Genomic DNA, 22,523 nt, shown 5'->3' with positions numbered 1-22,523 from the left:
TACCGTCAGGCGATCGCCCGGATGGCCGCGACGACCTCGTCGTCGATCACGATGCCGTCGACCTCGGCGGTACGAGCCAGTCCCTGCCCGCGCCGCCCGGGAATGCGCGCGCCTTCCTGCGCCCCGATTTCATCCGCCAGCAGCGCCAGGCGAGAGAAGACGCCAGGGCCACCTGTCGCCGTTGGATCTATGGCAATGATCGTCTGGCCGAGCGCCACGGGCGGCCCCTTGTCGTCGAACAGGGACGAGGCCTCGAAGGCATAGTTCGCGCCAATCAGGCCCGCCGAGAGGATCTCGACCATCATCGCAAGCGCTGCTCCCTTCGCACCGCCGAGCGGCGCCATGAAGCCGTCCATCGCACGGTTGGCGTCCGTCGTCGGCTGGCCATCGGCATCAAAGGCCCAATCGTCGGGGATGGCCTCCCCCTTCTGCCGCGCCGCCATGATCTTGCCGCGCGCCACCTTGGACAGCGCCAGATCGACGACAATGGGATCTCCATTCTCGATCGGCACGGCAAAGGCGATGGGGTTGGTGCCGTAAAGCGCCTTGTTGCCGCCCCAGGGCGCCATGGAGGCCGGGGCATTGGCAAACATCAGCGCCGCCAGCCCGCGCTCTGCAAAACGCGCGACCGTCAGCCCCATGACCCCGGCATGGTGCGAGCGGTGAATGGTGGCGATCGCAACACCCTGCTCGCGCGCGATGCCGGGCAACATCTCGACGGCAAGATCGAGCGCCGGATAGGCGTAGCCGTTCATCGCATCGATGGTCAGCACGCCCGGCCTTGGTCGCGACGCCTGCGGCTTGGCTAAGCCATCCACCTTGCCGGCCCGCGCCTGGGAACTATAGGCCTCGACCCGGCGCAAGCCGTGACCGCCTTGTCCGGCGGCTTCGGCGGCCACAAGCGCGCGGGCCACGGATCGCGCATTGGCTTCATCCACGCCAGAACGGCCAAGGGCGTCGACCACAAGCGCCTCGGCTTCTACAAGTTTGAGCTTCATCGGATGTCCATGTGCATGTCGCGGGAAACAGGATCAGCCGCGCATCGACGCTGCGAGGTTGGTGGCGGCAGCGGAAAGCAGGCTGACATCCGTGGAGCAGGCAAAGAACCGGATGCCGGCCTTGCGCGCCATCGCGAGCATGGCCGGATCGCCGGACATGATGCCGACCGGCTTGCCGGCAGCAACACCCTTGCCGATCACGGTTTCGACGGCCTGCATGACCTCTGGATGCGTGGGATTCCCGCGATGGCCCATGTCGGCCGCAAGGTCGGCCGGTCCGATGAGGATCGCATCCACACCCGGCGTCGCAATGATGGCATCGGCGTTCTCGACACCGAGACGGCTTTCGATCTGCGCGATCAGGCAGACCTCGGCATTCGCCGTCTCCGCATAATCGGCAATACGACCGAAATCGGAGGCGCGGCCCAGGCTCGCGCCCATGCCGCGGATGCCCTCCGGCGGATAACGCAGGGCCTTGGCCAGGCGGTCTGCCTCTTGCCTCGTCTCGACCATCGGGATCATCACCGTCTGCGCGCCGATATCGAGTGCCTGCTTGATCAGCCAGCTTTCGCCGACCGGCAGCCGTACGACCGGATGGGCCGGATGCCGCGCGACGGCCGCGAGTTGCGCCGCCATCAGCGGAATATCGTTCGGTCCATGCTCGCCATCGATGAGAATCCAGTCGAAGCCAGCCCCGGCACAGACTTCCGCAACATGCGGGCTCGCCAGCGCCACCCAGAAACCGACAAGCAGTTCGTTGGATTCGTAGAGAGCGGCCTTGAAGGCATTCTTGGGGGCGGGCATGGGCATTCTCCAACTGCAGGACGTGTCGACACGATGTGTTCGAGGCGCAAGATGCGCTCTGGCGGACGCAAACCGCAAGGGCCAATCAAACACCTTTGGTACGGACGGCGATTGGCGGCCACAGTTGAAGCCGGCCGTCCCGTCGTGATACGGGCAGCCGAGACCCCAACGCGCAGGAATTGCCCCATGCTCCCCTGGATTCAGCTCGACACGGCCAAGATACCCGGCGGCGGCGAATTGCGCTTGAAGAGCCGAGGATCAGAATTCTCCATCATGCTCGGCACCAACGAGCTGATGAACAGCCGCCTCAGCGGCTCCGAGGAAGCGCTGGCCACCCTCGCCTTCGAGCGGATCGCGACCCACGAGCGCCCACATATCCTGATCGGCGGCCTCGGCATGGGCTTCACGCTTCGCGCCGCCCTTGGCGTGCTTCCTCAGGATGCAAAGGTCACCGTCGCCGAACTCGTGCCCGCCGTCGTCGACTGGGCGCGCGGACCGATGGCCGAAATCTATGCCGGCAGCCTCGACGACCCGCGTGTGGCAATTCACGTTGGCGATGTCGGCGCACTGATTGCCAAATCCAAAGGCCAGTTCGACGCCATCCTGCTCGATGTCGACAACGGACCCGATGGCCTCACGCGCGAAGCGAACGACGGCCTCTATTCCCATGACGGGTTACGCAAATCCAAGTCGACCCTCACCCGAGGCGGCGTGCTCGGCGTCTGGTCGCAGGGGCCAGATCAGCACTTCACGCGCCGCTTGAAGGATTGCGGCTATGGCGTGGAGGAGATTCCCGTCCGCGCGGGGAGAACCGGTCGCGGCAAGAAGCATGTGATTTGGATGGCGAAGAACGGACCGTTGGCTCCGAAGAGCTGAGCCGACACGCCAACAGACCCCCTCTGGCCTGCCGGCCATCTCCCCCACAAGGGGGGAGAGGACCCCCGGATGCCCTTCTGCCAGCTTGAGCGCAAAGAACCTTCAGCCGATGGCAAAGAGGGCGATTTGAGGCGCAGACGGCGCGGCCGGGTTAAGCCCTCCCCCTTGTGGGGAGAGTTTGGGAGGGGACTCTCTTCTGGCCTAGCCCCACAACCCACGCGGCGGCAGCGGCATCACCGCGCCGTCATAGGCAATGCCCGGCTCCCGATCCCGCGCCAGAAGCAGCGGCCCGTCGAGATCGACAAACGCCGCCCCCTGCCCGATCAGAAAGGCCGGCGCCATGGCAAGCGACGTGCCGACCATGCAGCCGACCATGATCTCGAAACCGGCATCGACCGCCGCGTCCCGCATCAAAAGCGCTTCCGTCAGCCCGCCCGTCTTGTCGAGCTTGATGTTGACGGCATCATACTTGCCCTTCAGCAAGGCGAGCGACGCCGTGTCATGGCAGCTCTCGTCAGCACAGACCGGCAGCACGCGGTCGAGCCCGAGAAGCGCATCATCGCCTCCAGCCGGAAAGGGCTGCTCGACGAGCTTCACCCCGAGAGCGAGAAACACAGGCGCCAGCGCCTTGTATTGATCCAGGCTCCAGCCCTCATTGGCATCGACGATGATCGCAGACGTCGGCGCCCCCGCCCTGACGGCCCGGATGCGCTCGATATCATCAGCGCCGCCGAGCTTGACCTTCAGCAGCGGTCGCGCCGCCTCCTTCTCCGCCGCCGCCTGCATGCTCTCTGGGCTACCGAGCGACAGCGTGTAGGTGACCGATAGCGGCTTTGGCTCTTGTAACTTGAGAAGTTGCCAGACCGAGAGACCCGCCCGCTTGGCCTCCAGATCCCAAAACGCGCAGTCCAGCGCATTGCGCGCCGCCCCCGGCTTCAGCCGGCTCTGCAGCCCGGCACGGTCGAGACCGTCCGCAACCTCAGACACCAGCGCCGAAAGCACCTCGACGACACTCTCCACCGTCTCACCATAGCGCGCATAGGGCACGCATTCGCCCTGTCCAACATGCACGCCATCCGTCAGCCGCACCGTGACCACCTTTGCCTCGGTCTTCGACCCGCGCGAAATCGTGAAGCTGCCGGCTATCGGGAAGCTTTCCGGTGTGACGGTCATCTGGACGGGCATTCTCAAGACCTCCCTGCGGGCAATCCCCGCGAATCGCTGCTCTTGCACGAAGAAGCAATCCTTTCTATATCCGTCAACATAAGGCCCGGCACCGGCAGCGCGCGAAAACGCCCGCAAAGCCTGAAGCCAGATCCCCGCATATTGCGGGCTGAACGGTCACATGAAGCACAGAGACGAAGCCCGTGAACACGCTGGATTTTGACAAGAGACCGGAAGATACGCGCGTTGTCGTCGCCATGTCGGGCGGCGTGGATTCGTCTGTCGTCGCCGGCATTCTGAAGCGCGAGGGTTATGACGTCCTCGGCATCACACTGCAGCTTTACGATCATGGCGCCGCCGTTCATCGCGCCGGCTCCTGCTGCGCCGGCCAGGACATCGACGATGCCCGCCGCGTGTGCGAAACGCTCGGCATCCCCCATTACGTGCTCGATTACGAACAGCGCTTCCGCGACACGGTCATCAACCCGTTCATGGAAAGCTATGTCGCCGGCGAAACGCCGATCCCCTGCGTGGCCTGCAACCAGACGGTCAAGTTCGCCGATCTGCTGACGACCGCACGGGAACTCGGCGCCGACGCGCTGGCGACCGGCCATTACATCCGCTCGAAATCCGTGCCGCTCGCCAATGATCCCGGCCACCGCGCCCTCTTCCGGCCGATCGATAGCGAGCGCGACCAGAGCTATTTCCTCTTTGCCACCACGCAGGAGCAGATCGACTATCTGCGCTTCCCGCTTGGTGCCATGTCGAAGGCGGAAGTCCGCGTGCTTGCCGAAGAGATGGGCCTCGTCGTCGCCCAGAAGGCCGACAGCCAGGACATCTGTTTCGTGCCCCAGGGCAAATATGCCGACGTGATCAACAAGCTGAAGCCGAATGCGGCGCTAGCAGGCGACATCGTGCATCTCGACGGCCGGGTGCTGGGCAATCACGAAGGCATCCTGCATTACACCATCGGCCAGCGAAAGGGCTTGGGCGTCGCCACCGGCGAGCCGCTCTATGTCATCTATCTCGATGCCCGCTCGCGCCGCGTCATCGTCGGCCCGAAGGAAGCGCTGGAAACCCACCGCGTCTATCTGCGCGACATCAACTGGCTCGGCGACCGCACGCTGGCGGAAGACGCCGCAGACGGCATGCCATGCTTCGCCAAGGTGCGCTCCACCCGCCCGCCGACACCGGCCGTCCTGCATGCCGACGACAAGGGCGTCTATGTCGATCTCGAAATTGGCGAAGCCGGTGTGGCCCCCGGCCAGGCCTGCGTGCTCTATTCGGCAACCGGCGCTGACGCCCGCGTCTATGGCGGCGGCTTCATCGAGCGTTCGGAACGCTCCGGCACGGCCGAAAGCGCGCTGAAGGCGCTTCTCGCCAGCCCCGTGGCGGCCTGAGGCCAAGGCTTTCGGGCCACGTGCAAGGTCTCGCGTCAAGCCGGTGGAAAGCCACGCTGTTTTTGGCCAAACCGCGCTTGACTTTGATCGGACCCTCGCCTTATAAGCCGCCCATCGCTTCGGACGGCGACGGCTTCAAGGCCCAGATGTTCGATGTGTGGCGGGGTAGCTCAGGTGGTTAGAGCGTGGGATTCATAACCCCAAGGTCGGCGGTTCAAGTCCGCCCCCCGCTACCAAAAATCTCCTATTTAGCAGATTGTTAGGACGACGAGCTGGATCGGCGCTTCAACGTTTGGCCGCTGATTGTTTGCCATTGTTGACGCCCAACCGATTTCCCGCAAAGATTGCACCGGTCATTGTGGATACGCGATTGGATGACATGACATGGCCAGCAATACGCCGAAACGCCGCGTTCCGATGGCAGCCGCCTTGAAAGACAGCGATGGCGGTGGCACATTTGAAGCCATGGAACAGCGCGTCAAAGCTCTCGAAGACGATATGAAGCGGGTCCTGCAGGACACCGCCGAGATCAAGGGCATGCTGAGGGCAGCACCGTCCGCGATCGAGTTCGGCGAACTCAAGGGCCGCGTCAACAGCCTACCGACCATGGGCAAGGCCGCCGCCATGCTGTCGATCGCGACCGCCGTCATCGTCATTCTCAACAACTGGACGGCCGTGCGCTCCTGGCTCGTCGGCTAATCCGCCTTCACCGCGCCGCCCAAACCAGCCCTCGCCGTACAATCTCCCGCATCTGCGGCACGTCGAACTCCGCCGCCTGGTGGCCGAGCGAGGAGTAGAACACCCTGCCCTGCCCGTGGCGGCGCTTCCAGACGACCGGGATCACATGGCCGTCGATCCAGGCATCGTGCTCGCCGGTAAAGGTCGTCGTCGCCAGCACCTCGTTGTTCGGGTCGACATGCATGTAATACTGCTCGGAGCGATAGGGGAAATCACTGACGCCTGTTACGAGCGGGTCCTCGGGCTTCACGATATTGACCGTGTAATCATAGATATTGCCGGGATGGGCGACCCATTGGCCGCCGATCATGTATTGGTACTGCACGCAATCGCGAAAACTGTCGCCCGCCTGACCGTGGAAGCCGCCAAGGCCGGCGCCGCCGCGAATGGCGAGCTCCAGGTTCTCGATCTCGGGCTTCTCGATCTTGGTCATCGTCAGCATCGGCACGATGAGGCTGTAGTCGCGGATCGCGGGATCGGCAAAGGCCTCCGTGCCAGCCTCGACGCGGACGGTAAACCCTTCGGCCTTGAGCATGTCGGAGACGATGGCTGCACATTGGTCGGGCTGGTGCCCATCCCAGCCGCCCCAGCAAATCAGAACCTGACGCACGAAAATATCCTTCTGAAACTGAACTCAGCGGCCGATCAGGCCATCGACGAGCGATTGTTCGAGCGGCGCCGGCCGCTCGACGCTGGTGGTGATGGCGACCGTCTCGCCCCGGTCGGAGGCCGTCTGGAAGGCTTCCATGACCTCAAGCACATGCAGCGCGAGATCGCCGTTTGCCCGGTGCGGGCGGTTGGAGAGGATCGCATGCGCCATGTCGGCCACGCCAAGCGAGCGCCAGTTGCCATCGGAGTAAGGCAGCGTCACCGGCCGTCCTTGCGCCTCGCCCGTCAGCGGCAGGACAAAGACGTCGCCGCCGAAATGATTGGGATCGGGCACAATCAGCGTGCCCTCGGTACCATAGACCTCGAGCGGCTTGTGCCAGTGGGCGGCGACATCGAAGCTCATCGAAATCTGCACCACGGCCCCGTTAGCAAAGGACATAAGCCCCGCGACATGCGTCGGCACATGCACCGGGATCGTCTCGCCCCGGCGCGGCTCGCTGCCGATCTTTCTCTCGTTCCGCACCTTGGTGGCAAAGCCTGCGACCTTCTCGACCGGGCCGAAGAGATTGACGAGATCGGTAATGTAATAGGGCCCCATGTCGAGCATCGGCCCACCACCGGCCTCGTAGTAGAAATCCGGATTGGGATGCCATCGCTCATGACCGGGGCACATGAAGTAGGCGGTACCGCCGATCGGCTGGCCGATCACGCCCTCATCGATCAGCCCGCGCGCCGTCTGATGCGCGCCGCCGAGAAAGGTATCGGGGGCTGAGCCGACCCTGAGATTGAGCGACTTCGCTGTCTCGACGAGCCGCTTGCCCTCGGCGAAGGTCACACCGAGCGGCTTTTCCGAATAGACATGTTTGCCGGCGGCAAGCGCTTTCAGCCCCACTTCGACATGCGCCTTGGGGATCGTCAGGTTGACGATGATCTGAACCTCGGGATCGGCATGCAGTTCGTCTATCGTGCGCGCGGGCACACCGAATTCAGCGGCCCGACTTGCGGCGAGATCACTGTTCAGATCGGCGATACCGCAGACCTTGAGAATGGGAAAATGCTGGAGCGCCTTGAGATAAGCGCCTGAAATATTGCCACATCCGATGATGCCGATGCCGACCTGCTGCATGCCTTGAAGATCCTCGCTCCCGGACGAACGTCCACCTGCGATCGCCGGGCAAGAACGCGACCGTTCCTCCTCGCTGCCTAACGACCGCCCGGCAGACTGGGTGCAAATACGACTGCCGTCAACGCCTCATTGTATCCGGGTGGTCGCTTGTCGGCAGGCTTGTTCGCAAGCCCGGCAGGCCTCCGCACAGATGCGGCAATGGTCATGCATCTCGGCATGGCGGCCGCATTCCTCGCCGCAGGCGGCGCAGGCACGGGTGCAGGCCTCGACGAGACCCTGCAGCACCTGGGCATTCCGCCCCGTGCGCCGTATCGCCGCGCGCCCGGTGGCAAGGCAGATATCAGCGCAGTCCTCGTTCAGCCGGATACACTGGCGCAACTCGTCCACCATGTCTTCGGCAAGGCAGGCATCGGCACAGGAAATGCAGGTCTGCGCGCAGTCGAAGCAGGCCTGAATGCAGGCGATCAGCGCGTCATTGGCGCCCCCTTCTATCTGCGGATGGGTTTCGATCATGGCGCGAATGGACATGGGTCTTGCCTCCTGTATGCGATTGCTACTTAAGGCGTAACAGTATGCAAGGCGGAGTGTTCCCCACCCCTGATCAGGGGATGCAAGATCCGGGGGCGGTTAAGAAAACCTTTCGTTAAATTTTAATGAATAGAATGGCGGGCCTGTAGCGAGGTTTTGTCATGCGTACCGCTCTTTACTCTGCCCTCGGCGTCATGCTGATGCTGTCGGCCTGTGCCAAGCCGCCAACCCAGACCCGCAATGCCTGCGCGATTTTCGAGCAGCGCGACGGGCTGTTCAACAACTGGCGCCGCGCAGCGATCGCCGCCGAGCGTGAATATGGCGTTCCCGTCCCTATCCTGATGGCGACGATCTATACGGAATCGAGCTTCCGCCATAACGCCAAGCCGCCGCGCAAGATGATCTTCGGCTTCATCCCCGGCAAGCGTCAGTCGACCGCCTATGGCTATTCCCAGGCCCTCGACGGCACCTGGGAACGCTATCAGCGCGAAACCGGCCGCTGGGGCGCCCGCCGCACCGACTTCGCCGACGCCATCCGCTTCATCGGCTGGTATCACCGCGAGAGCGCGACGAAGGTCAACATCCCCTTGAACGACCCCTACAAGCTCTATCTGGCCTATCACTCCGGCCATACCGGCTATCTGCGCGGCGCCTACAACAAGCGCCCGGAGGCGCTGAGAGGTGCCAAGCGCTTCACCGACATCACCTATACCTATGCCAAGCAGCTGCAGCAGTGCCCGGGCTGAGGGTGATCTGACCGGGCGGTCAGGCCATTCAACACTTGAGGCGAAACGCCTCAAGGTCTAAAGCTTCAGGATCGTCAGCAAGAAGGAGCTTGATGCGCAGTAACGACAGCCTTTGAACCCTATGGGAACGGCTCGACAGCCGAACGCTGTCGCATGCGCATCAACAACACGACTGACGGAACAATCATGAAATACGACCTGCAAATCCGGGCTTTTCTGCCCGAGGATACCACTCGCCTCGTCGCTATCTGGCGTTCGGCATCTGAGAAAGGACACCCCTTCCTCGCCCGCGAGCAACTGGACATCCAGGCGACCCTCGTGGCCGACCATTACTTGCCGCTGGCGGAGACCCATGTGGCGCTGCGGAACGGCGAGATCGTCGGCTTCATCAGCCTGCTGGATCAAACCATCGGTGGCCTGTTTGTCGATCCGAACCACCATGGAACGGGCATCGGCCGGCAACTCGTGGAACATGCCTCGCAACTCCGCTCATGTTTGGAGCTGGAGGTCTATACGCTCAACGAACGCGCCCGCCGCTTCTACGACCGGCTTGGGTTCATGGAGACAGGCCGTCGTCCGAACGATGACAGCGGCTTACCCTTCGAGTTGATCAAGCTCGTCCGCTGACGCAAAAGGGGCCCGGCCGAAAAGCCGGGCCCCAACATGTTTTGGGTTGGAGAGTGCCGACGCACTCAGCCTTGTTCGACACCCTGGATTGCCGAGATCTGCCACTTTGTGGCGGGACGCCGCGCGAAGGTCCAGAGCTCAACGGATTCGGTGGGCGTGTTCGGATCGCCTTCGACCACGTCACCGCTCTGGCGGTCGACGACATAGTCGATCGCTTCGTAGCGCATCGCGACGGTCGCATATTCCATCTTGTCTTCGGCCCAGCTCTCAGCCACGTCGCCCTGCACCAGATGCACATCGCGCACCTCGTTCTTGACGCCCTTGGTGGCATTCTCGCTCAGTTCCTCGGCGAGATAGGACATGGCTTCCGGTGTCGTGATGCGGCGCAGTGAACCATAGTCCTCGGCCGCATAGGCGCGCTGCATCTCCTGCAGCAGTTCCTCGAAGCGCTCGAGATCCTTCGGCGTGATGCCGAGTTCGTCGGGCTGACCGGACCGGCGAGCGGAAGCCGCCGACGATACGCCGCCGCCACCGAGTTTCGGGATCTGGAAGCTCGGACGAGCCTGATCACCGCTCTGGTTGTCACGCGCCATGCCGCCGAAGCCGCCGAAACCCGGGGCATTGCCCGGACCGGACGCCGTCGCCTGACGATTGGCAAACATGCGCATCGCAAAGCGGATCAGGAAGAAGATCAAGAGGCCCTGCAGGAGCAGGCCGAGGATGCCGAAGCCGCCGCCGAAGCCCGTGCCCATCAGCATGCCGAACAGGCCGCCGAGCAGCAGGCCACCCATCAGACCGCCGGCAAGACCACCGAACAGGCCACCCGGACGCGCTGCCTGATTGGCCGCCGTCGACTGGGCAGCACCGGGCTGGTTCGCATTGGTGCGCGGTGTCATCGTCCGCTCGATCGGCGCGGCCGGTGCCGGCGCCGTGCGTGTTGCAGCAGGGGCGTCGAAAGTACGCGTGCCGCGGCTGCCGAAGCCGCCGCTGGCGCGACGCGCCTCGGCGAAATCGACTGCCACCAACGTGACCATCATGCCAAGCGCAAGCGTCGCGAATGTTTTTGCGTATTGCCGCATCGTGTTTCCTGTCCTCCTCGAAGCAGTCTTGAATGCCTTTTTCAGGCTTGTCTCTCATATGGAGAGAGCTCGCTCTCTTTTGAAGAGAGAGCGAGCGGATTTCCATTGAATTTCAGGTGATCGAAGTCAGGCCCCAAGCCAGAACTTGATGATCAGTCCGACGATCGTGATCGCCATCACGCCGCCGGCCCAAAGGCCGACGAACCACAGCAAACGGCTGGCCATGAGGCGCTTATCCATCAGTGATAGCCCTCGTCGGGATTGAGCTTTCCACGGAAGACCCAATAGGCATAGGCCGTGTATCCGAGGATCATCGGCACGAGGATGACGGCACCGTAGAGCAGGAAGGCAAGGCTCTCGTCGGGTGCTGCCGCCTCCCAGATCGTCAGCGACGTCGGCACGATATAGGGATAGAAGCTGATCCCGATCCCGGCATAGCCGAGTACGAAGAGGCCGAGTGCCGCCAGGAAGGGCCGTGCGTCATGGCCTTTGCGCAATCCGTTGACGATCACGTAGAGGCAGCCGAGCACCAGAACCGGAACGATGATCGAGAAGATCAGCGTCGGGAACTTGAACCAGCGCTCGAAATAGAGCGGTTCGAGCCAGGGGGTCCAGAGGCTGAAGACGCCCATCGAAGCGACGGTGGCAAACGACAGAGGCAGCGCAAAGGACCGCGCCCGATCCGAGATCTCCCCTTCCGTCTTCATCACGAGCCAGGTGGCGCCGAGAAGCGCATAGCCGATGACGAGAGCGGCACCGGTCGCAAGCGAAAACGGCGTCAGCCAGTCCCACCAGCCGCCGGAATAGGCGCGGTTATCGACCGGAATGCCCTGCACGAGTGCGCCAAGCGCCACGCCCTGGAAGAAGGCCGCAACGAAGGAACCGCCGGCAAAGGCCCAGTTCCACAGATACTCCGCGCGTTTCGTGCGCCAACGATATTCGAAGGCCACGCCGCGGAAGATCAAGCCCAGCAGCATGATGATCAGCGGCGCATAGAGGGCGGGCAGGATCGTCGCATAGGCGAGCGGGAAGACCGCGAGCAGCCCGCCGCCCCCGAGCACGAGCCAGGTCTCGTTGCCGTCCCAGACGGGCGCCACCGAGTTCATCATCAGATCCTTCTCATGCTTCTCCGGGAAGAAGGGAAAGAGGATACCCACGCCGAGATCGAAACCGTCGAGGATGACATAGGCAAGCACGGCAAAGGCGATGATGCCGGCCCAGATGAAGGGAAGATCAATGGGCATGTCTGCCTCCATGGTGTCCAGGCTGGGCGGCCGGCGTGATGCCGGAGGTGCGGATCGGGCCATCGTCGAGATCCGGCATCGGATCGCGCGGCAGGCGGCCCATCAGGCGCAGGATGTAAAAGGTACCGGCACCGAAGACGATGAAATAGACCACGATGAAGGCGATCAGCGAGGCCGCGACCGCGGGCGCCGCGATCGGCGAGATCGAATCGGCCGTCAGCAGATGGCCATAGACCGTGTAGGGCTGACGCCCGACCTCCGTGGTGATCCAGCCGGCAAGCACGGCGACGAAACCCGAGGGCCCCATGACGAGGGCCGCGCGGTGCAGCCATCCATTGGAATAAAGCGTGCCCTTCCAGCGACACCAGAGCGAGAAGAGGCCGACCCCCAGCATCGCGAACCCGATGGCGATCATCACCCGGAAAGACCAGAAGACGACGGCGACCGGCGGCTGCAATTCGCGGGGCACAGTATCCAGACCGTCGAGCGGCGCATTGAGGTCGTGCTTGAGGATCAGGCTGGAGAGTTTGGGGATCTGCACCGCATAGTCGATCCGCTGCTCGTCCTGGTTCGGGATCCCGAACAGGATCAGCGGCGCGCCCTCCGGATGGCTTTCGAAATGGCCCTCCATGGCCATCACCTTGACCGGCTGATACTCCAGCGTGTTGAGGCCGTGCATGTCGCCGGCAAAGATCTGGATCGGCGCAACGATCGCCGCCATCCACATGGCCATGGAGAACATCTTGCCTGCGCGGCGCGGCGCCGTGCGCTTGACAAGGTGCCAGGCTCCGACGGCGCCGACGACGAAGGCGGTGGTCAGATAGGCGGCGATGACCATATGAACAAGGCGATAGGGGAAGGACGGGTTGAAGACGATCTTCCACCAGTCAACAGGCACGAACTGGCCGACATCGTTCATCGCAAAACCGTCAGGCGTCTGCATCCAGGAATTGACCGATAGGATCCAGGTGGCCGAGATCAGGGTTCCGAAGGCGACCATCAGGGTCGCGAAGAAATGCAGCCCCGGCCCGACCCGGTTGCGGCCGAACAGCATGACACCGAGGAAGCCCGCTTCCAGGAAGAAGGCGGTCAGGACCTCGTAGCCCATCAAGGGACCGATGACCGGCCCCGCCTTGTCGGAGAACACCGACCAGTTGGTGCCGAACTGGTAGGACATGACGATGCCCGAGACGACGCCCATGCCGAAAGCAACCGCGAAGATGGTCTTCCAGAAGTCGAAGAGCTCCAGATAGACCTTGTCCTTCTTCCAGAGATAGAGGCCTTCGAGCACCGCGAGATAGCTCGCAAGCCCTATGGAAAAGGCGGGAAATATGATGTGGAACGATACGGTAAAGGCAAACTGTATGCGTGCCAGGAGTTGTGCGTCGAAGTGCTCGAACATGGGATGTCCCTTCCTTCTCTCCTCCCGGAGGTGATAAACATCAACTATACCCTCGCATCGCAGAAACAATGCGACAACCCGCCATGCGTCAGTTCAACGCATATGTTTTTCCATATGTAACTTTGCGTTTGGCCGAAAGCAGCTGAAAAACAAAGACGGCGCGGGTTTGATCCCGCGCCGTCTTTGTCGATGATATCGAGAACGTCGATCAGTCGACGTTGAACACCAGAGGCTTGGCCTGCTTGACGGCCGGATTGGCGGTGAGCTGGTCAAGCACGCCCTGCTCGACCGGTCCATCGACGTAAAGGAGCGCAATCGCGTCGCCACCCTCCTTGTCGCGACCGAGCTGGAAGTTCGCGATGTTGACCTTGGCATTGCCGAGCGTGGTGCCCATGAAGCCGATCATGCCGGGAACGTCGGTGTTCGAGATGTAGATCATGTTCGGACCGACATCGGCATCCATGTTGATGCCCTTGATCTGGATGAAGCGCGGCTTGCCGTCGGAGAAGACCGTGCCGGCGACCGAGCGGGTCTGCTTCTCGGTGGTGACGGTGAGCTTGATGTAACCGTCATAGACGCCGGTCTTGTCGCGCTTCACTTCCGAGACGATGACGCCCTTTTCCTTGATCATGATCGGAGCCGAAACCATGTTGACGTCGGCCACCTGCGGACGGATGAGACCGGCGAGCAGCGCGGACGTCAGCGCCTTGGTGTTCATGCCGGAGGTCACGCCGTCATAGAGGATCTCGATTTCCTTGATCGGGTTCTCGGTCATCTGGCCGGCAAACGAGCCGAGCACGTCGGCGAGACGGATGAACGGCTTCAGGATCGGCGCTTCCTCAGCCGTGATCGACGGCATGTTGATGGCGTTCGAGACGGCACCCTTCATCAGATAGTCCGACATCTGCTCGGCAACCTGCAGAGCGACGTTTTCCTGGGCTTCCGTGGTCGAGGCGCCGAGATGCGGCGTGCAGACGACGTTCGGCAGGCCGAACAGCGGGCTTTCGGTTGCAGGTTCGACTTCGAAGACGTCGAAGCCAGCACCGGCGACATGGCCGGACTTGATGGCGTCGGCAAGGGCTGCCTCATCGACCAGACCGCCACGGGCGCAGTTGATGATGCGGACACCCTTCTTGGTCTTGGCGAGCGCGTCCCTGGACAGGATGCCGCGCGTCTTGTCGGTCATCGGCACATGCAGGGTTATGAAGTCGGCCTTTTCCAGCAGTTCGTCAAGCTCGACCTTGGTCACACCCATTTCCTGGGCGCGCTCGGTCGATAGGAAGGGGTCATAGGCCAGCACATGCATGCCCAGGCCGATGGCCTTCTTGCAGACAATGCCGCCGATATTGCCAGCGCCGATGACGCCAAGCGTCTTGCCGGTGATTTCGACACCCATGAACTTCGACTTTTCCCACTTGCCGGCCTGGGTCGAGGCATCGGCCTGCGGTAGCTGGCGGGCAACGGCAAACATCAGGGCGATGGCGTGTTCTGCCGTCGTGATCGAGTTGCCGAAAGGCGTGTTCATCACGATGATGCCGCGCTTGGAGGCAGCCGGGATATCGACATTGTCGACGCCGATACCGGCGCGGCCGATGACCTTGAGGTTGGTCGCAGCAGCGATCAGCTTTTCCGTCGCCTTGGTGGCGGAGCGGATGGCGAGGCCATCATAATTGCCGATGATTTCGGCGAGTTTTTCCTTGTCCTTGCCGAGCTTCGGCTGGAAATCGACTTCGACGCCGCGATCACGGAAGATCTGGACGGCGGTTTCAGACAATTCGTCGGATACGAGAACGCGAGGTGCCATGACGAGGCCTCCTTCAGAGAGTTCGTTTGAAGAAAATGATGAGAATTGCGGGGCTCTGCCGGTCAGGCGGAGCCGAAATCGTCCAGGATCAGGCGGCAGCCTTGGCGAGAGACGCCTTCTGCGTCTCGTAGGCAAAGGTGAGCCACGGCATCAGTGCTGCCATGTCAGCGGTCTCGATCGTCGCACCGGCCCAGATGCGAAGGCCAGCCGGCGCATCACGGTAGGCACCGATATCGAAGGCGACACCCTGCTTTTCGAGGATGCTGGCAATACCCTTGGCAAACGCGGCCTGGGCATCGGCATCGAGTGCCGTGACTTCGGGATCCACGATCTTGATGCAGACCGAGGTGTTCGAACGCGTCGCATCGTCGACGGCCAGGTTGGCAATCCAGTCGTTTTCCTCGATGAAGTCGAAGATCACCTTGGCATTGGCATCGGCACGGGCGGTCAGGGCCTTGAGGCCGCCGATCGACTTTGCCCATTTCAGCGCATCGACATAGTCCTCGACGCAGAGCATCGACGGCGTGTTGATGGTTTCACCGACGAAGATGCCTTCGATCAGTTTGCCGCCCGAGGTCATGCGGAAGATCTTCGGCAGTGGCCAGGCCGGTACATAGGTCGTCAGGCGCTCGACAGCACGCGGGCTGAGGATGATCACGCCGTGACCGCCCTCGCCGCCCAGAACCTTCTGCCAGGAGAAGGTGGTGACATCGAGCTTGGAGAAGTCCAGGTCCTGCGCGAAGGCGGCCGAGGTGGCGTCGCAGATCGTCAGGCCCTTGCGATTATCAGGGATGAAGTCGGCATTCGGGACGCGCACGCCCGAGGTCGTGCCGTTCCAGGTGAAAACGACATCGCGGTCGAAGTCGACGGCGGCGAGATCCGGCAGCAGGCCGTAATCGGCATTGAACTTGCGGACATCGGCAAGCTTCAGCTGCTTCACCACATCGGTGACCCAGCCGGCGCCGAAGCTTTCCCAGGAAAGCATGTCCACGCCACGTTCCCCGAGCAGCGACCACATGGCCATTTCAACGGCGCCCGTGTCGGAGGCCGGAACGATGCCGATGCGGTAGTCAGCGGGAACGTTGAGAATTTCGCGGGTAAGGTCGATGGCCAGCTTCAGCTTTTCCTTGCCGACCTTGGCGCGGTGCGAGCGACCGAGCGGGGCATCGGAAAGCGCATCGAGCGACCAACCGGGACGCTTCGAGCAGGGGCCAGACGAAAAATGAGAGTTTGCCGGACGCGCGGCGGGGGCGACGATATCAGCCATATAGATACCCTTCCAGGTAATTAGCCTCTCGTTGGGGAGAGGTGTCCCGCCGTCGGAACTACTCCTGTCGCCCATGTCAGTCAAGCGGGTCTTTGTCGCATGAGGAGAAATTTTTGTTCCGTCTGCGCCGCCACAGCGACGGGCTGAAACGCAAAAGGGCTGCCCTAAGGCAGCCCTGTGCATGATCGCGGAATGGATCTTACTTGTAGACAGGCAGCTCTGCCGGCGGCTGGTAGGCCACAGGCGTTTCGCAACCACCGAAGACATAACGCGCGCCAGCATGGACGCTGTGGCTGTTGAAGCCCTTGTCGTAGCCGGGGCCGCCGTTCAGAGCGTAGCCGAACATGTCGCCGCCGGCTGTGTGACGGAAGCGATAACCGACATCGGCCTTGACGTTGCAGGTTACATCGATCGAGGCGCCGGCCATCAGCTGATAGGCGAAGCGCCAGCTGCCTGCGCCGTGATGCTCGACGGTTGCGTCACAGTTGGACGAGTTGTTGTCCGCACACGAAGTGTTGCGAAGCTTGTCCCACTTTACGTAGGAACCGCCGATACCACCGCCGATATAGGGCGTGAAATACGCATAAGTGCCGAGGTCGACATAGGCGTTGGCCATCAGCGTGTAGGCGCGCATCGACGTGATGTCGCGCGAGGTGCATGCGGTCGAAACGCCGCAGGAGCCGCGGGTCGAACCGTTGAAGTCGGCCTTGGTCAGGTAATCAAACGTCAAGTCCGTGCGCAGATAGCTGTTGATCTGGTAACCGACACCGCCGCCGACCCAGAAGCTGTCCTTGATCGAGGACGTGGCGAAATCGACCTGGTTATTGTTGCTGCCCTGAAAATAGTTGGCGCCGCGCAGCTTGTTGAAGCTGTAGCCAAGATCGCCGCGCAGGTACCAGCCGGAGGCTTCCGCAACGGCAACCTCGGGAGCATCGACATAAACGGGCTGCGGTTCAGGCTGATAGACATCGGCGGCGTAGGCGGCCGAGCTGGCAAGCAGTGCGGCCGTTGCCACGGCAAGAATGGTTTTCGTCATAACAGGATACTCCAAATCCCAGCGTTGTCGCGTCAGGCTGTCGCAGACCCAACATCCTGAATTGGGACAGATAATGGAGTGGAAAGGTTAAGTTCGGATTAACTACAGATCTTAACTTTAGACATTATCTATTTGCTTACCTTGATACTTGTGGCGGGACGACAGAGCGGAAACAAAATGCGGCCCCGCAGGGCCGCATTTCAGTATCTCGCCGGTGTGTCCGCGGAATGCTCAGGCGGCGTGGCGCACCGAGCCGGAGCGCTCGGCTCCCAGCGTAAACAGCCCGAGCCGCTGGTCCATTTCCGCGGCCTCGCCCGCGAGACGATGGATGGCGGCAGTCGTCTCCTCGACCATGGCGGCATTCTGCTGTGTCATCGCATCGAGCTGGTTCACCGAGGTGTTGATGTCGACCAGCGTTTGCGCCTCTTCACGGGTGGACTCCATGATCTCGGCGATATGGCTGTTGATCGACAGCACATGTGAGCCGATACCATCAAGCGCATTGCCGGCCTTTTCGACCAGCTTCACGCCGTGATCGACCTCGCCGCGAGATTTGGAGAGCAGACCGGCGATCTCCTTCGCCGCATTCGACGACCGCTGGGCGAGCTCGCGAACCTCCTGCGCGACAACGGCGAAGCCTTTGCCGCTCTCGCCCGCACGCGCCGCCTCGACGCCGGCATTGAGCGCAAGCAGATTGGTCTGGAAAGCGATCTCGTCGATCACCGAAACGATCTTATTGATCTCCATCGATGATCCCTGGATCGCCTCCATGGCAGCGATTGTATCGCGCATGATGTGACCGGACATCGCGGTATCGTCGCGCGCGGCCCGGGCGATCCGCTCGGCTTCCTCGGCCCGCGCGATCTGTACCTTGACCGCACCGGTGATCTCCTGGATTGCCGTGGCGGCCTGCGAGATCGCAGCCGCCTGCCGCTCGGTCCGTTCGGCGAGCTGGTCGGCACCCGCCCGCATCTCCTCGGAGCCTTCACGGACGGCGACCGAATTACCGCCGATACCGCCAAGCGTGGCGCTCAGTGTCTCGATCGCCTTGTTGAAGTTGGATCGCAGCGCCTCGAGATCGGCCGGAAAACGGGATTCGATGCGGAAGGCGAGATCGCCCGCGGCCAGCCTGTCCAGCCCCTGATCGAGGGTTTCGACCACGTCCTGCAGGGTTCGAGCTTCGCTGTCGCGCTCTTCCATACGCTGGCGGCGTTCCTCTTCGGCGCGCGCCCGTTCTTCCCGGCGCTCGGCAGATTGCCGCTGCTGCTCGATCAGCGCCAGGCGGAAGCGTTCGAGCGCCCGCGCCATGCTGCCGATCTCGTCGCGCCGCTCCTGGTTCGCAACGGGATGCTCGATTTCCCCATCGGCCACGGCACCGGTAAAGGCGACAAGACGGTCGAGCGGCGCGAACAATCGACGGGTAAAGACCCAGGTCGCGGCGGCAAGCACGCCGAGCGCGATCAGACCGGTCACGAACAGGATCGTCGCAATGCGGATCGAGCCGGCTTCGAGCTCGGCCGTTGTCAGGCTTTCCGTCACCACGAAGCTCTGGTCACCGAAGCCGATGCGCCGGCCATAGACCATGGCGGCACCTTCGGGACGTTCGCCGGACTGCACGGAAACGCCATCACCCGACATGGTGAAATCAGCCTTGATGTCGGTGAGTTTGCCGGAGGCATCAAGCGCGATCCCGGTCCCCTCGCCTGAAAGAATGGCGGCCTTCTGGCTGCTTCCGGCGACAATGCCCTTGGACAGAAGGTTCTCGAAGACATCGGCCTTCACCTGGAACATCAGGCTGCCCTTGTAACCACCGAGCTTGACGAAGGGTACGGCGAAATAAATGTCCGGGGCAGCCGGATCTGCCCCCACCGACAGGCCGGAGAAGTTGACGCCGACGACATCGTCGACCGCTGCTGCCGCCGCCTGCACCGACTGCTGGAAGACGCGCCCGAGGTTCGTCGCGGCATAACTTCCCTCCGCGAGATTTTCCCCGAAAGCAGCCCCCTTCCTGAAGGAGTAGATCACGTTCCCGTTCTGGTCGGCGATCAGCATGTCGCTGAAGCTCGTGCCTTCGAGGTAGGCAGCGATCTGGGCCTGCGTGGTCTCGTGCGTCGAATAATAGAAGCCACTCGGACCCTCAGGCTTCAGCAGCTTCTCGCGCTCGCCGGGCGGATTGGGATTTTCCGTGACGAAGACCCGCTGCAGTTCGGCTTTCGCGTCGCCCGTGCTTTTGCTGATCGTGTTCCAACCGCTCTTCAGTCCGGTCATCGACTGCTGCAGCGTCTCGATCTTGGCGATGGAGGCCGCCTGGTTTTCCAGGGCCTGGAGCTTCTCCGTCAGCATGTCGCCGCGGAAGGTCAACATGCTGGTCATCGCCTTCTCGGTCTGCTCGCCGAACAGCGCACTGGAGCTGCGATAGGCAAAGACGTTGAGGAGCGCGACGGTGATGAAAGTCAGAACGAGAAAGACCGCAATGACTTTGAACGAAAGCGAGTGGATGCGAGCTGTCATGATTGTTGTTCCCCTGAGCAGCCCGGCCAGAAGACCTGCGCCCATAGTTCATGGCCTGCCAATTCGAGTCGGCAGGCTCCCCTTATGCGGGAACAATCACCCTTGGCGCTTAATCGGGGGTAAAGATCTCAGGCTAAACCCTGTAATCCAGGGGGTCAGGCCGTCTGTTCGACGCCCTGTCTGAGACCTGCAAACAGTTCGACAGACCGTAGACGGGCGTCAAGGTCATGCACCGGCGTCGAGACGATCACCTCGTCGGGACGGACCGCCGCGAGGAAGCGCTCCAGTTTGTCCGATGCAGTTTTTCGCGAACCAACGATGGAATAACGCAGCGTATGTTCGACCCCGATGCGCTCGATATCGGTCCAGAAGCCCTCCATTGTGTCGACGGGACGCGGAAACGCCCGGCGGATGTTGCGTCGCAAATTGACGAACTGCTGCTGTGCCGAGGTGAAGAGGTGCGACGCCTCTGCATCCGTTTCGGCGATGGCTGCCATGACCCCGACCATGACGTACGGCTTCTGCAGGCCCGCCGAGGGCTGGAAGCGTTCGCGATAGATCTCGACGGCTTCGAGGAGCTGATCGGGCGCAAAATGCGAGGCGAAGGCATAAGGCAGCCCCAGCGCCGCGGCGAGATGCGCGCTGTAGAGACTGGAACCGAGGAGCCAGATCGGCACATGGCTGTTCATGCCGGGCACGGCGATCAAACCGGCTTCTTCATCCGGAGTCCCGAGCAGTCGCTGCAATTCGATGATGTCATGGGGGAAGCTCTCAGCCCCCGCCTCCATGTTGCGGCGAAGTGCGCGTGCCGTGCGCATGTCAGTGCCCGGAGCTCGACCGAGTCCGAGCTCTATGCGCCCCGGATAAAGCGCCTCCAGCGTTCCGAACTGTTCCGCGATCACCAGCGGCGAGTGATTGGGCAGCATGATGCCGCCCGAACCGACGCGGATCGTCTGCGTGCCGGCAGCGACATGCGAAATGACGAGCGCGGTGGCGGCGCTTGCGATACCGGGCATGCCATGATGTTCAGCCAGCCAGAAGCGACGGTATCCGTTTTTCTCCGCCACTTGGGCAAGCCGCCGCGACGCATCCAGCGCTTCGCGCACACTATGCCCCTCGGCAATGGGGGAGAGGTCGAGAATGGAAAACGGTATCATGTCGGCGGCCTTTGGTCTGTGAGACCTATCATGTAGGGAGAGCCGAACAGGCGCCCAAGAGGTGACGATGATAAATTATAATCACTTCGTTTGTTTTTGCTTTGTTCACATTTCAGTGGCACTCCTGCCCTGACCTGCACTAGGATTTGGGCATGACCTCAACGATTCGCATCATCGGCATCGATCCGGGCCTGCGCCGCTGTGGCTGGGGCGTGATCGAGACACTCGGCAACTCGCTGCGTTTCGTTGCTTCGGGTACGGTCACCTCCGATGGCGACATGGACCTTGCATCACGTCTCTGCCAATTGCATGACGGCTTGGCCGAAGTGGTCCATGCCTACAAACCCGACGAAGCGGCCGTCGAACAGACCTTCGTCAACAAGGACGCGGTGGCCACCCTGAAGCTCGGTCAGGCACGTGGCATCGCGATGCTGGTCCCTGCCCGCGCTGGGTTGCCGGTTGCCGAATACGCCCCGAATGCCGTGAAAAAAGCCGTCATCGGCGTCGGCCATGGCGAAAAGGCACAGATCCACATGATGCTGAAGATCCTGATGCCGAAGGCCGAATTCAAGGGCAATGACGCGGCCGATGCCCTAGCCATCGCCATCTGTCATGCCCATAATCGCGGCGGTGATCGCATGCGAAAGGTGCTGGCCTCCGCCTGATTTGTTCTTGACTTGTTCCGCCTGTAAGATTTATTCTTACCTGATCGGAGGCGAGCCATGCGTGTGACATCAAAAGGTCAGGTAACCATTCCCCGCGATCTGCGTGAACTCATCGGCATCGAGCCGAATTCCGAAGTCGTGTTTACCGTCGAGGACGGCCGCTTGATGCTGACGCCGAAAAACGGAGCCGAGGCCCAGCAAGAAAAGACGCGCTTGGCAGGCCTGATGGAAGCATTGGCGCGACTGGAAGGGACCGGCGATCCGGAAATCAATGCAGACACGCTGATGCAGATGACCAGGGATCGCTGAACGATGGCTGTTATGGTCGACACCAACGTGCTGGTGGACGTCGCGGTGCGCGATCCAATATGGCTCGCCTGGTCGCGTGGCCAGTTGATGCGGCTGGCAAAAGACGAGCCGCTTGTCATCAACCCGATCATCTATTCGGAGTTTTCGGTACGATATTCCGATCGCGATGAAGTCGAGGAATTGCTTCCGCCGTCAGATTTCCACCGGGAAAACCTGCCCTGGGCAGCCGCTTTCGCAGCCGGCGTGGCCTTTCGCATCTATCGCCGCGCCGGCGTAGGACGTGATCGGGTTCTCCCCGACTTCCTCATCGGCGCCCACGCCGCGATCCGCAATCACAAGATCCTGACAAGAGACCCCAAGGGCTATCGCACCTACTTTCCCGACGTGCCCCTCATCTCCCCCGAAACCCATCCCCTGTAACGCGACGGACGCA

General features: G+C 62.2%; 22 protein-coding genes and 1 tRNA gene. 9 read left to right on the top strand and 14 right to left on the bottom strand.

Annotated elements, in window-relative coordinates; all coding sequences use genetic code 11:
* Positions 1-5: 5 nt before the first annotated feature.
* Both IP85_RS03710 and IP85_RS03705 read right to left on the bottom strand, forming a co-directional pair.
* Positions 6-998, bottom strand: coding sequence for an Ldh family oxidoreductase (locus IP85_RS03710; protein ID WP_054148314.1), 993 nt, complete (start codon positions 996-998; stop codon positions 6-8).
* A gap of 33 nt (positions 999-1,031) precedes the next feature.
* Entirely contained in the window at positions 1,032-1,802 is a 771-nt protein-coding gene (locus tag IP85_RS03705; protein WP_054148313.1) for an HpcH/HpaI aldolase/citrate lyase family protein, read from the bottom strand.
* A gap of 186 nt (positions 1,803-1,988) precedes the next feature.
* Here IP85_RS03705 and IP85_RS03700 point away from each other — a divergent pair, with 186 nt between their 5' ends.
* The gene (locus tag IP85_RS03700) at positions 1,989-2,678 is read left to right on the top strand and encodes a hypothetical protein (RefSeq protein ID WP_054148312.1); all 690 of its coding nucleotides are present in this window, start codon (positions 1,989-1,991) and stop codon (positions 2,676-2,678) included.
* A 201-nt stretch (positions 2,679-2,879) separates the two neighbouring features.
* Here IP85_RS03700 and dgcA read toward each other — a convergent pair whose 3' ends face one another.
* Positions 2,880-3,863, bottom strand: a complete 984-nt coding sequence (gene dgcA, locus IP85_RS03695; protein ID WP_054148311.1) for an N-acetyl-D-Glu racemase DgcA — start codon at positions 3,861-3,863, stop codon at positions 2,880-2,882.
* Positions 3,864-4,045: 182 nt separating this feature from the next.
* Here dgcA and mnmA point away from each other — a divergent pair, with 182 nt between their 5' ends.
* The 3 genes from mnmA to IP85_RS03680 all read left to right on the top strand — a co-directional run bounded on the left by mnmA (position 4,046) and on the right by IP85_RS03680 (position 5,941).
* A complete protein-coding gene (mnmA, locus tag IP85_RS03690) occupies positions 4,046-5,242 on the top strand; it encodes a tRNA 2-thiouridine(34) synthase MnmA (RefSeq protein WP_054148310.1) in 1,197 nt (398 codons plus the stop codon).
* A gap of 159 nt (positions 5,243-5,401) precedes the next feature.
* Positions 5,402-5,478: transfer RNA gene (locus tag IP85_RS03685), tRNA-Met, on the top strand.
* 148 nt (positions 5,479-5,626) lie between these two features.
* Positions 5,627-5,941 carry a hypothetical protein gene (locus IP85_RS03680; RefSeq protein WP_054148309.1) on the top strand — a complete coding sequence of 105 codons (315 nt, stop codon included), beginning with the start codon at positions 5,627-5,629 and terminating at the stop codon, positions 5,939-5,941.
* Between the two features lie 7 nt (positions 5,942-5,948).
* Here IP85_RS03680 and IP85_RS03675 read toward each other — a convergent pair whose 3' ends face one another.
* The 3 genes from IP85_RS03675 to IP85_RS21855 form a co-directional block, all read right to left on the bottom strand.
* Positions 5,949-6,590 (bottom strand): ThuA domain-containing protein, encoded by a 642-nt coding sequence (locus IP85_RS03675; protein ID WP_054148308.1) that lies wholly within the window; start codon positions 6,588-6,590, stop codon positions 5,949-5,951.
* 24 nt (positions 6,591-6,614) lie between these two features.
* Positions 6,615-7,715: a Gfo/Idh/MocA family oxidoreductase gene (locus tag IP85_RS03670; protein ID WP_054148307.1), complete on the bottom strand. Its 1,101-nt coding sequence runs from the start codon at positions 7,713-7,715 to the stop codon at positions 6,615-6,617.
* Between the two features lie 126 nt (positions 7,716-7,841).
* Positions 7,842-8,243, bottom strand: coding sequence for a four-helix bundle copper-binding protein (locus IP85_RS21855; RefSeq protein ID WP_082347569.1), 402 nt, complete (start codon positions 8,241-8,243; stop codon positions 7,842-7,844).
* A 161-nt stretch (positions 8,244-8,404) separates the two neighbouring features.
* Here IP85_RS21855 and IP85_RS03660 point away from each other — a divergent pair, with 161 nt between their 5' ends.
* Positions 8,405-8,989, top strand: coding sequence for a transglycosylase SLT domain-containing protein (locus IP85_RS03660; protein ID WP_054148305.1), 585 nt, complete (start codon positions 8,405-8,407; stop codon positions 8,987-8,989).
* A gap of 153 nt (positions 8,990-9,142) precedes the next feature.
* Positions 9,143-9,616, top strand: a complete 474-nt coding sequence (locus tag IP85_RS03655; protein WP_245280794.1) for a GNAT family N-acetyltransferase — start codon at positions 9,143-9,145, stop codon at positions 9,614-9,616.
* A 65-nt stretch (positions 9,617-9,681) separates the two neighbouring features.
* Here the strand turns inward: IP85_RS03655 and IP85_RS03650 are convergent, their stop codons facing one another.
* The 8 genes from IP85_RS03650 to IP85_RS03615 form a co-directional block, all read right to left on the bottom strand.
* The gene (locus IP85_RS03650) at positions 9,682-10,695 is read right to left on the bottom strand and encodes a TIM44-like domain-containing protein (RefSeq protein ID WP_054148304.1); all 1,014 of its coding nucleotides are present in this window, start codon (positions 10,693-10,695) and stop codon (positions 9,682-9,684) included.
* 239 nt (positions 10,696-10,934) lie between these two features.
* A complete protein-coding gene (cydB, locus tag IP85_RS03645) occupies positions 10,935-11,939 on the bottom strand; it encodes a cytochrome d ubiquinol oxidase subunit II (RefSeq protein WP_054148303.1) in 1,005 nt (334 codons plus the stop codon).
* Positions 11,929-13,341 carry a cytochrome ubiquinol oxidase subunit I gene (locus IP85_RS03640; protein ID WP_054148302.1) on the bottom strand — a complete coding sequence of 471 codons (1,413 nt, stop codon included), beginning with the start codon at positions 13,339-13,341 and terminating at the stop codon, positions 11,929-11,931. The genes cydB and IP85_RS03640 overlap by 11 nt, the downstream gene beginning before the upstream one ends.
* 208 nt (positions 13,342-13,549) lie before the next feature.
* Complete coding sequence (serA, locus tag IP85_RS03635; protein ID WP_054148301.1) at positions 13,550-15,145, bottom strand: phosphoglycerate dehydrogenase; 1,596 nt, start codon at positions 15,143-15,145, stop codon at positions 13,550-13,552.
* Positions 15,146-15,233: 88 nt separating this feature from the next.
* Positions 15,234-16,412: a phosphoserine transaminase gene (locus IP85_RS03630; RefSeq protein ID WP_054148300.1), complete on the bottom strand. Its 1,179-nt coding sequence runs from the start codon at positions 16,410-16,412 to the stop codon at positions 15,234-15,236.
* A 199-nt stretch (positions 16,413-16,611) separates the two neighbouring features.
* Entirely contained in the window at positions 16,612-17,448 is an 837-nt protein-coding gene (locus IP85_RS03625) for an outer membrane protein (protein ID WP_054148299.1), read from the bottom strand.
* A gap of 231 nt (positions 17,449-17,679) precedes the next feature.
* Positions 17,680-19,959, bottom strand: coding sequence for a methyl-accepting chemotaxis protein (locus tag IP85_RS03620; protein ID WP_054148298.1), 2,280 nt, complete (start codon positions 19,957-19,959; stop codon positions 17,680-17,682).
* 155 nt (positions 19,960-20,114) lie between these two features.
* Entirely contained in the window at positions 20,115-21,116 is a 1,002-nt protein-coding gene (locus IP85_RS03615) for an LLM class flavin-dependent oxidoreductase (RefSeq protein ID WP_054148297.1), read from the bottom strand.
* Positions 21,117-21,268: 152 nt separating this feature from the next.
* Here IP85_RS03615 and ruvC point away from each other — a divergent pair, with 152 nt between their 5' ends.
* Genes ruvC through IP85_RS03600 form a run of 3 tightly spaced genes read left to right on the top strand, consistent with a single transcriptional unit; the run spans position 21,269 to position 22,510 of the window.
* Entirely contained in the window at positions 21,269-21,781 is a 513-nt protein-coding gene (gene ruvC / locus IP85_RS03610) for a crossover junction endodeoxyribonuclease RuvC (RefSeq protein ID WP_054148296.1), read from the top strand.
* Between the two features lie 57 nt (positions 21,782-21,838).
* Positions 21,839-22,090 (top strand): AbrB/MazE/SpoVT family DNA-binding domain-containing protein, encoded by a 252-nt coding sequence (locus tag IP85_RS03605; RefSeq protein WP_054148295.1) that lies wholly within the window; start codon positions 21,839-21,841, stop codon positions 22,088-22,090.
* Positions 22,091-22,093: 3 nt separating this feature from the next.
* The gene (locus tag IP85_RS03600; RefSeq protein WP_054148294.1) at positions 22,094-22,510 is read left to right on the top strand and encodes a type II toxin-antitoxin system VapC family toxin; all 417 of its coding nucleotides are present in this window, start codon (positions 22,094-22,096) and stop codon (positions 22,508-22,510) included.
* Positions 22,511-22,523 lie beyond the last annotated feature (13 nt).

The organism is Rhizobium sp. AAP116 (genome assembly GCF_001295785.1).
In the GTDB taxonomy this organism is placed as follows: Bacteria; Pseudomonadota; Alphaproteobacteria; order Rhizobiales; family Rhizobiaceae; genus Allorhizobium.
The sequence above is the reverse complement of the archived record's forward strand: the minus strand, read 5'-3'. Positions and strand labels throughout refer to the sequence as shown.

Excerpts from the sequence above, each read along its gene's own strand:
- IP85_RS03710 (WP_054148314.1), bottom strand. The coding sequence starts at position 998 with ATGAAGCTCAAACTTGTAGAAGCCGAGGCGCTTGTGGTCGACGCCCTT.
- IP85_RS03625 (WP_054148299.1), bottom strand. The coding sequence starts at position 17,448 with ATGACGAAAACCATTCTTGCCGTGGCAACGGCCGCACTGCTTGCCAGC.
- IP85_RS03660 (WP_054148305.1), top strand. The coding sequence starts at position 8,405 with ATGCGTACCGCTCTTTACTCTGCCCTCGGCGTCATGCTGATGCTGTCG.
- cydB (WP_054148303.1), bottom strand. The coding sequence starts at position 11,939 with ATGCCCATTGATCTTCCCTTCATCTGGGCCGGCATCATCGCCTTTGCC.
- IP85_RS03700 (WP_054148312.1), top strand. The coding sequence starts at position 1,989 with ATGCTCCCCTGGATTCAGCTCGACACGGCCAAGATACCCGGCGGCGGC.
- serA (WP_054148301.1), bottom strand. The coding sequence starts at position 15,145 with ATGGCACCTCGCGTTCTCGTATCCGACGAATTGTCTGAAACCGCCGTC.
- IP85_RS21855 (WP_082347569.1), bottom strand. The coding sequence starts at position 8,243 with ATGTCCATTCGCGCCATGATCGAAACCCATCCGCAGATAGAAGGGGGC.
- IP85_RS03650 (WP_054148304.1), bottom strand. The coding sequence starts at position 10,695 with ATGCGGCAATACGCAAAAACATTCGCGACGCTTGCGCTTGGCATGATG.
- ruvC (WP_054148296.1), top strand. The coding sequence starts at position 21,269 with ATGACCTCAACGATTCGCATCATCGGCATCGATCCGGGCCTGCGCCGC.
- IP85_RS03615 (WP_054148297.1), bottom strand. The coding sequence starts at position 21,116 with ATGATACCGTTTTCCATTCTCGACCTCTCCCCCATTGCCGAGGGGCAT.
- IP85_RS03640 (WP_054148302.1), bottom strand. The coding sequence starts at position 13,341 with ATGTTCGAGCACTTCGACGCACAACTCCTGGCACGCATACAGTTTGCC.
- IP85_RS03705 (WP_054148313.1), bottom strand. The coding sequence starts at position 1,802 with ATGCCCGCCCCCAAGAATGCCTTCAAGGCCGCTCTCTACGAATCCAAC.
- IP85_RS03605 (WP_054148295.1), top strand. The coding sequence starts at position 21,839 with ATGCGTGTGACATCAAAAGGTCAGGTAACCATTCCCCGCGATCTGCGT.
- IP85_RS03670 (WP_054148307.1), bottom strand. The coding sequence starts at position 7,715 with ATGCAGCAGGTCGGCATCGGCATCATCGGATGTGGCAATATTTCAGGC.
- IP85_RS03655 (WP_245280794.1), top strand. The coding sequence starts at position 9,143 with ATGCGCATCAACAACACGACTGACGGAACAATCATGAAATACGACCTG.
- dgcA (WP_054148311.1), bottom strand. The coding sequence starts at position 3,863 with ATGCCCGTCCAGATGACCGTCACACCGGAAAGCTTCCCGATAGCCGGC.
- IP85_RS03620 (WP_054148298.1), bottom strand. The coding sequence starts at position 19,959 with ATGACAGCTCGCATCCACTCGCTTTCGTTCAAAGTCATTGCGGTCTTT.
- IP85_RS03600 (WP_054148294.1), top strand. The coding sequence starts at position 22,094 with ATGGCTGTTATGGTCGACACCAACGTGCTGGTGGACGTCGCGGTGCGC.
- IP85_RS03680 (WP_054148309.1), top strand. The coding sequence starts at position 5,627 with ATGGCCAGCAATACGCCGAAACGCCGCGTTCCGATGGCAGCCGCCTTG.
- IP85_RS03630 (WP_054148300.1), bottom strand. The coding sequence starts at position 16,412 with ATGGCTGATATCGTCGCCCCCGCCGCGCGTCCGGCAAACTCTCATTTT.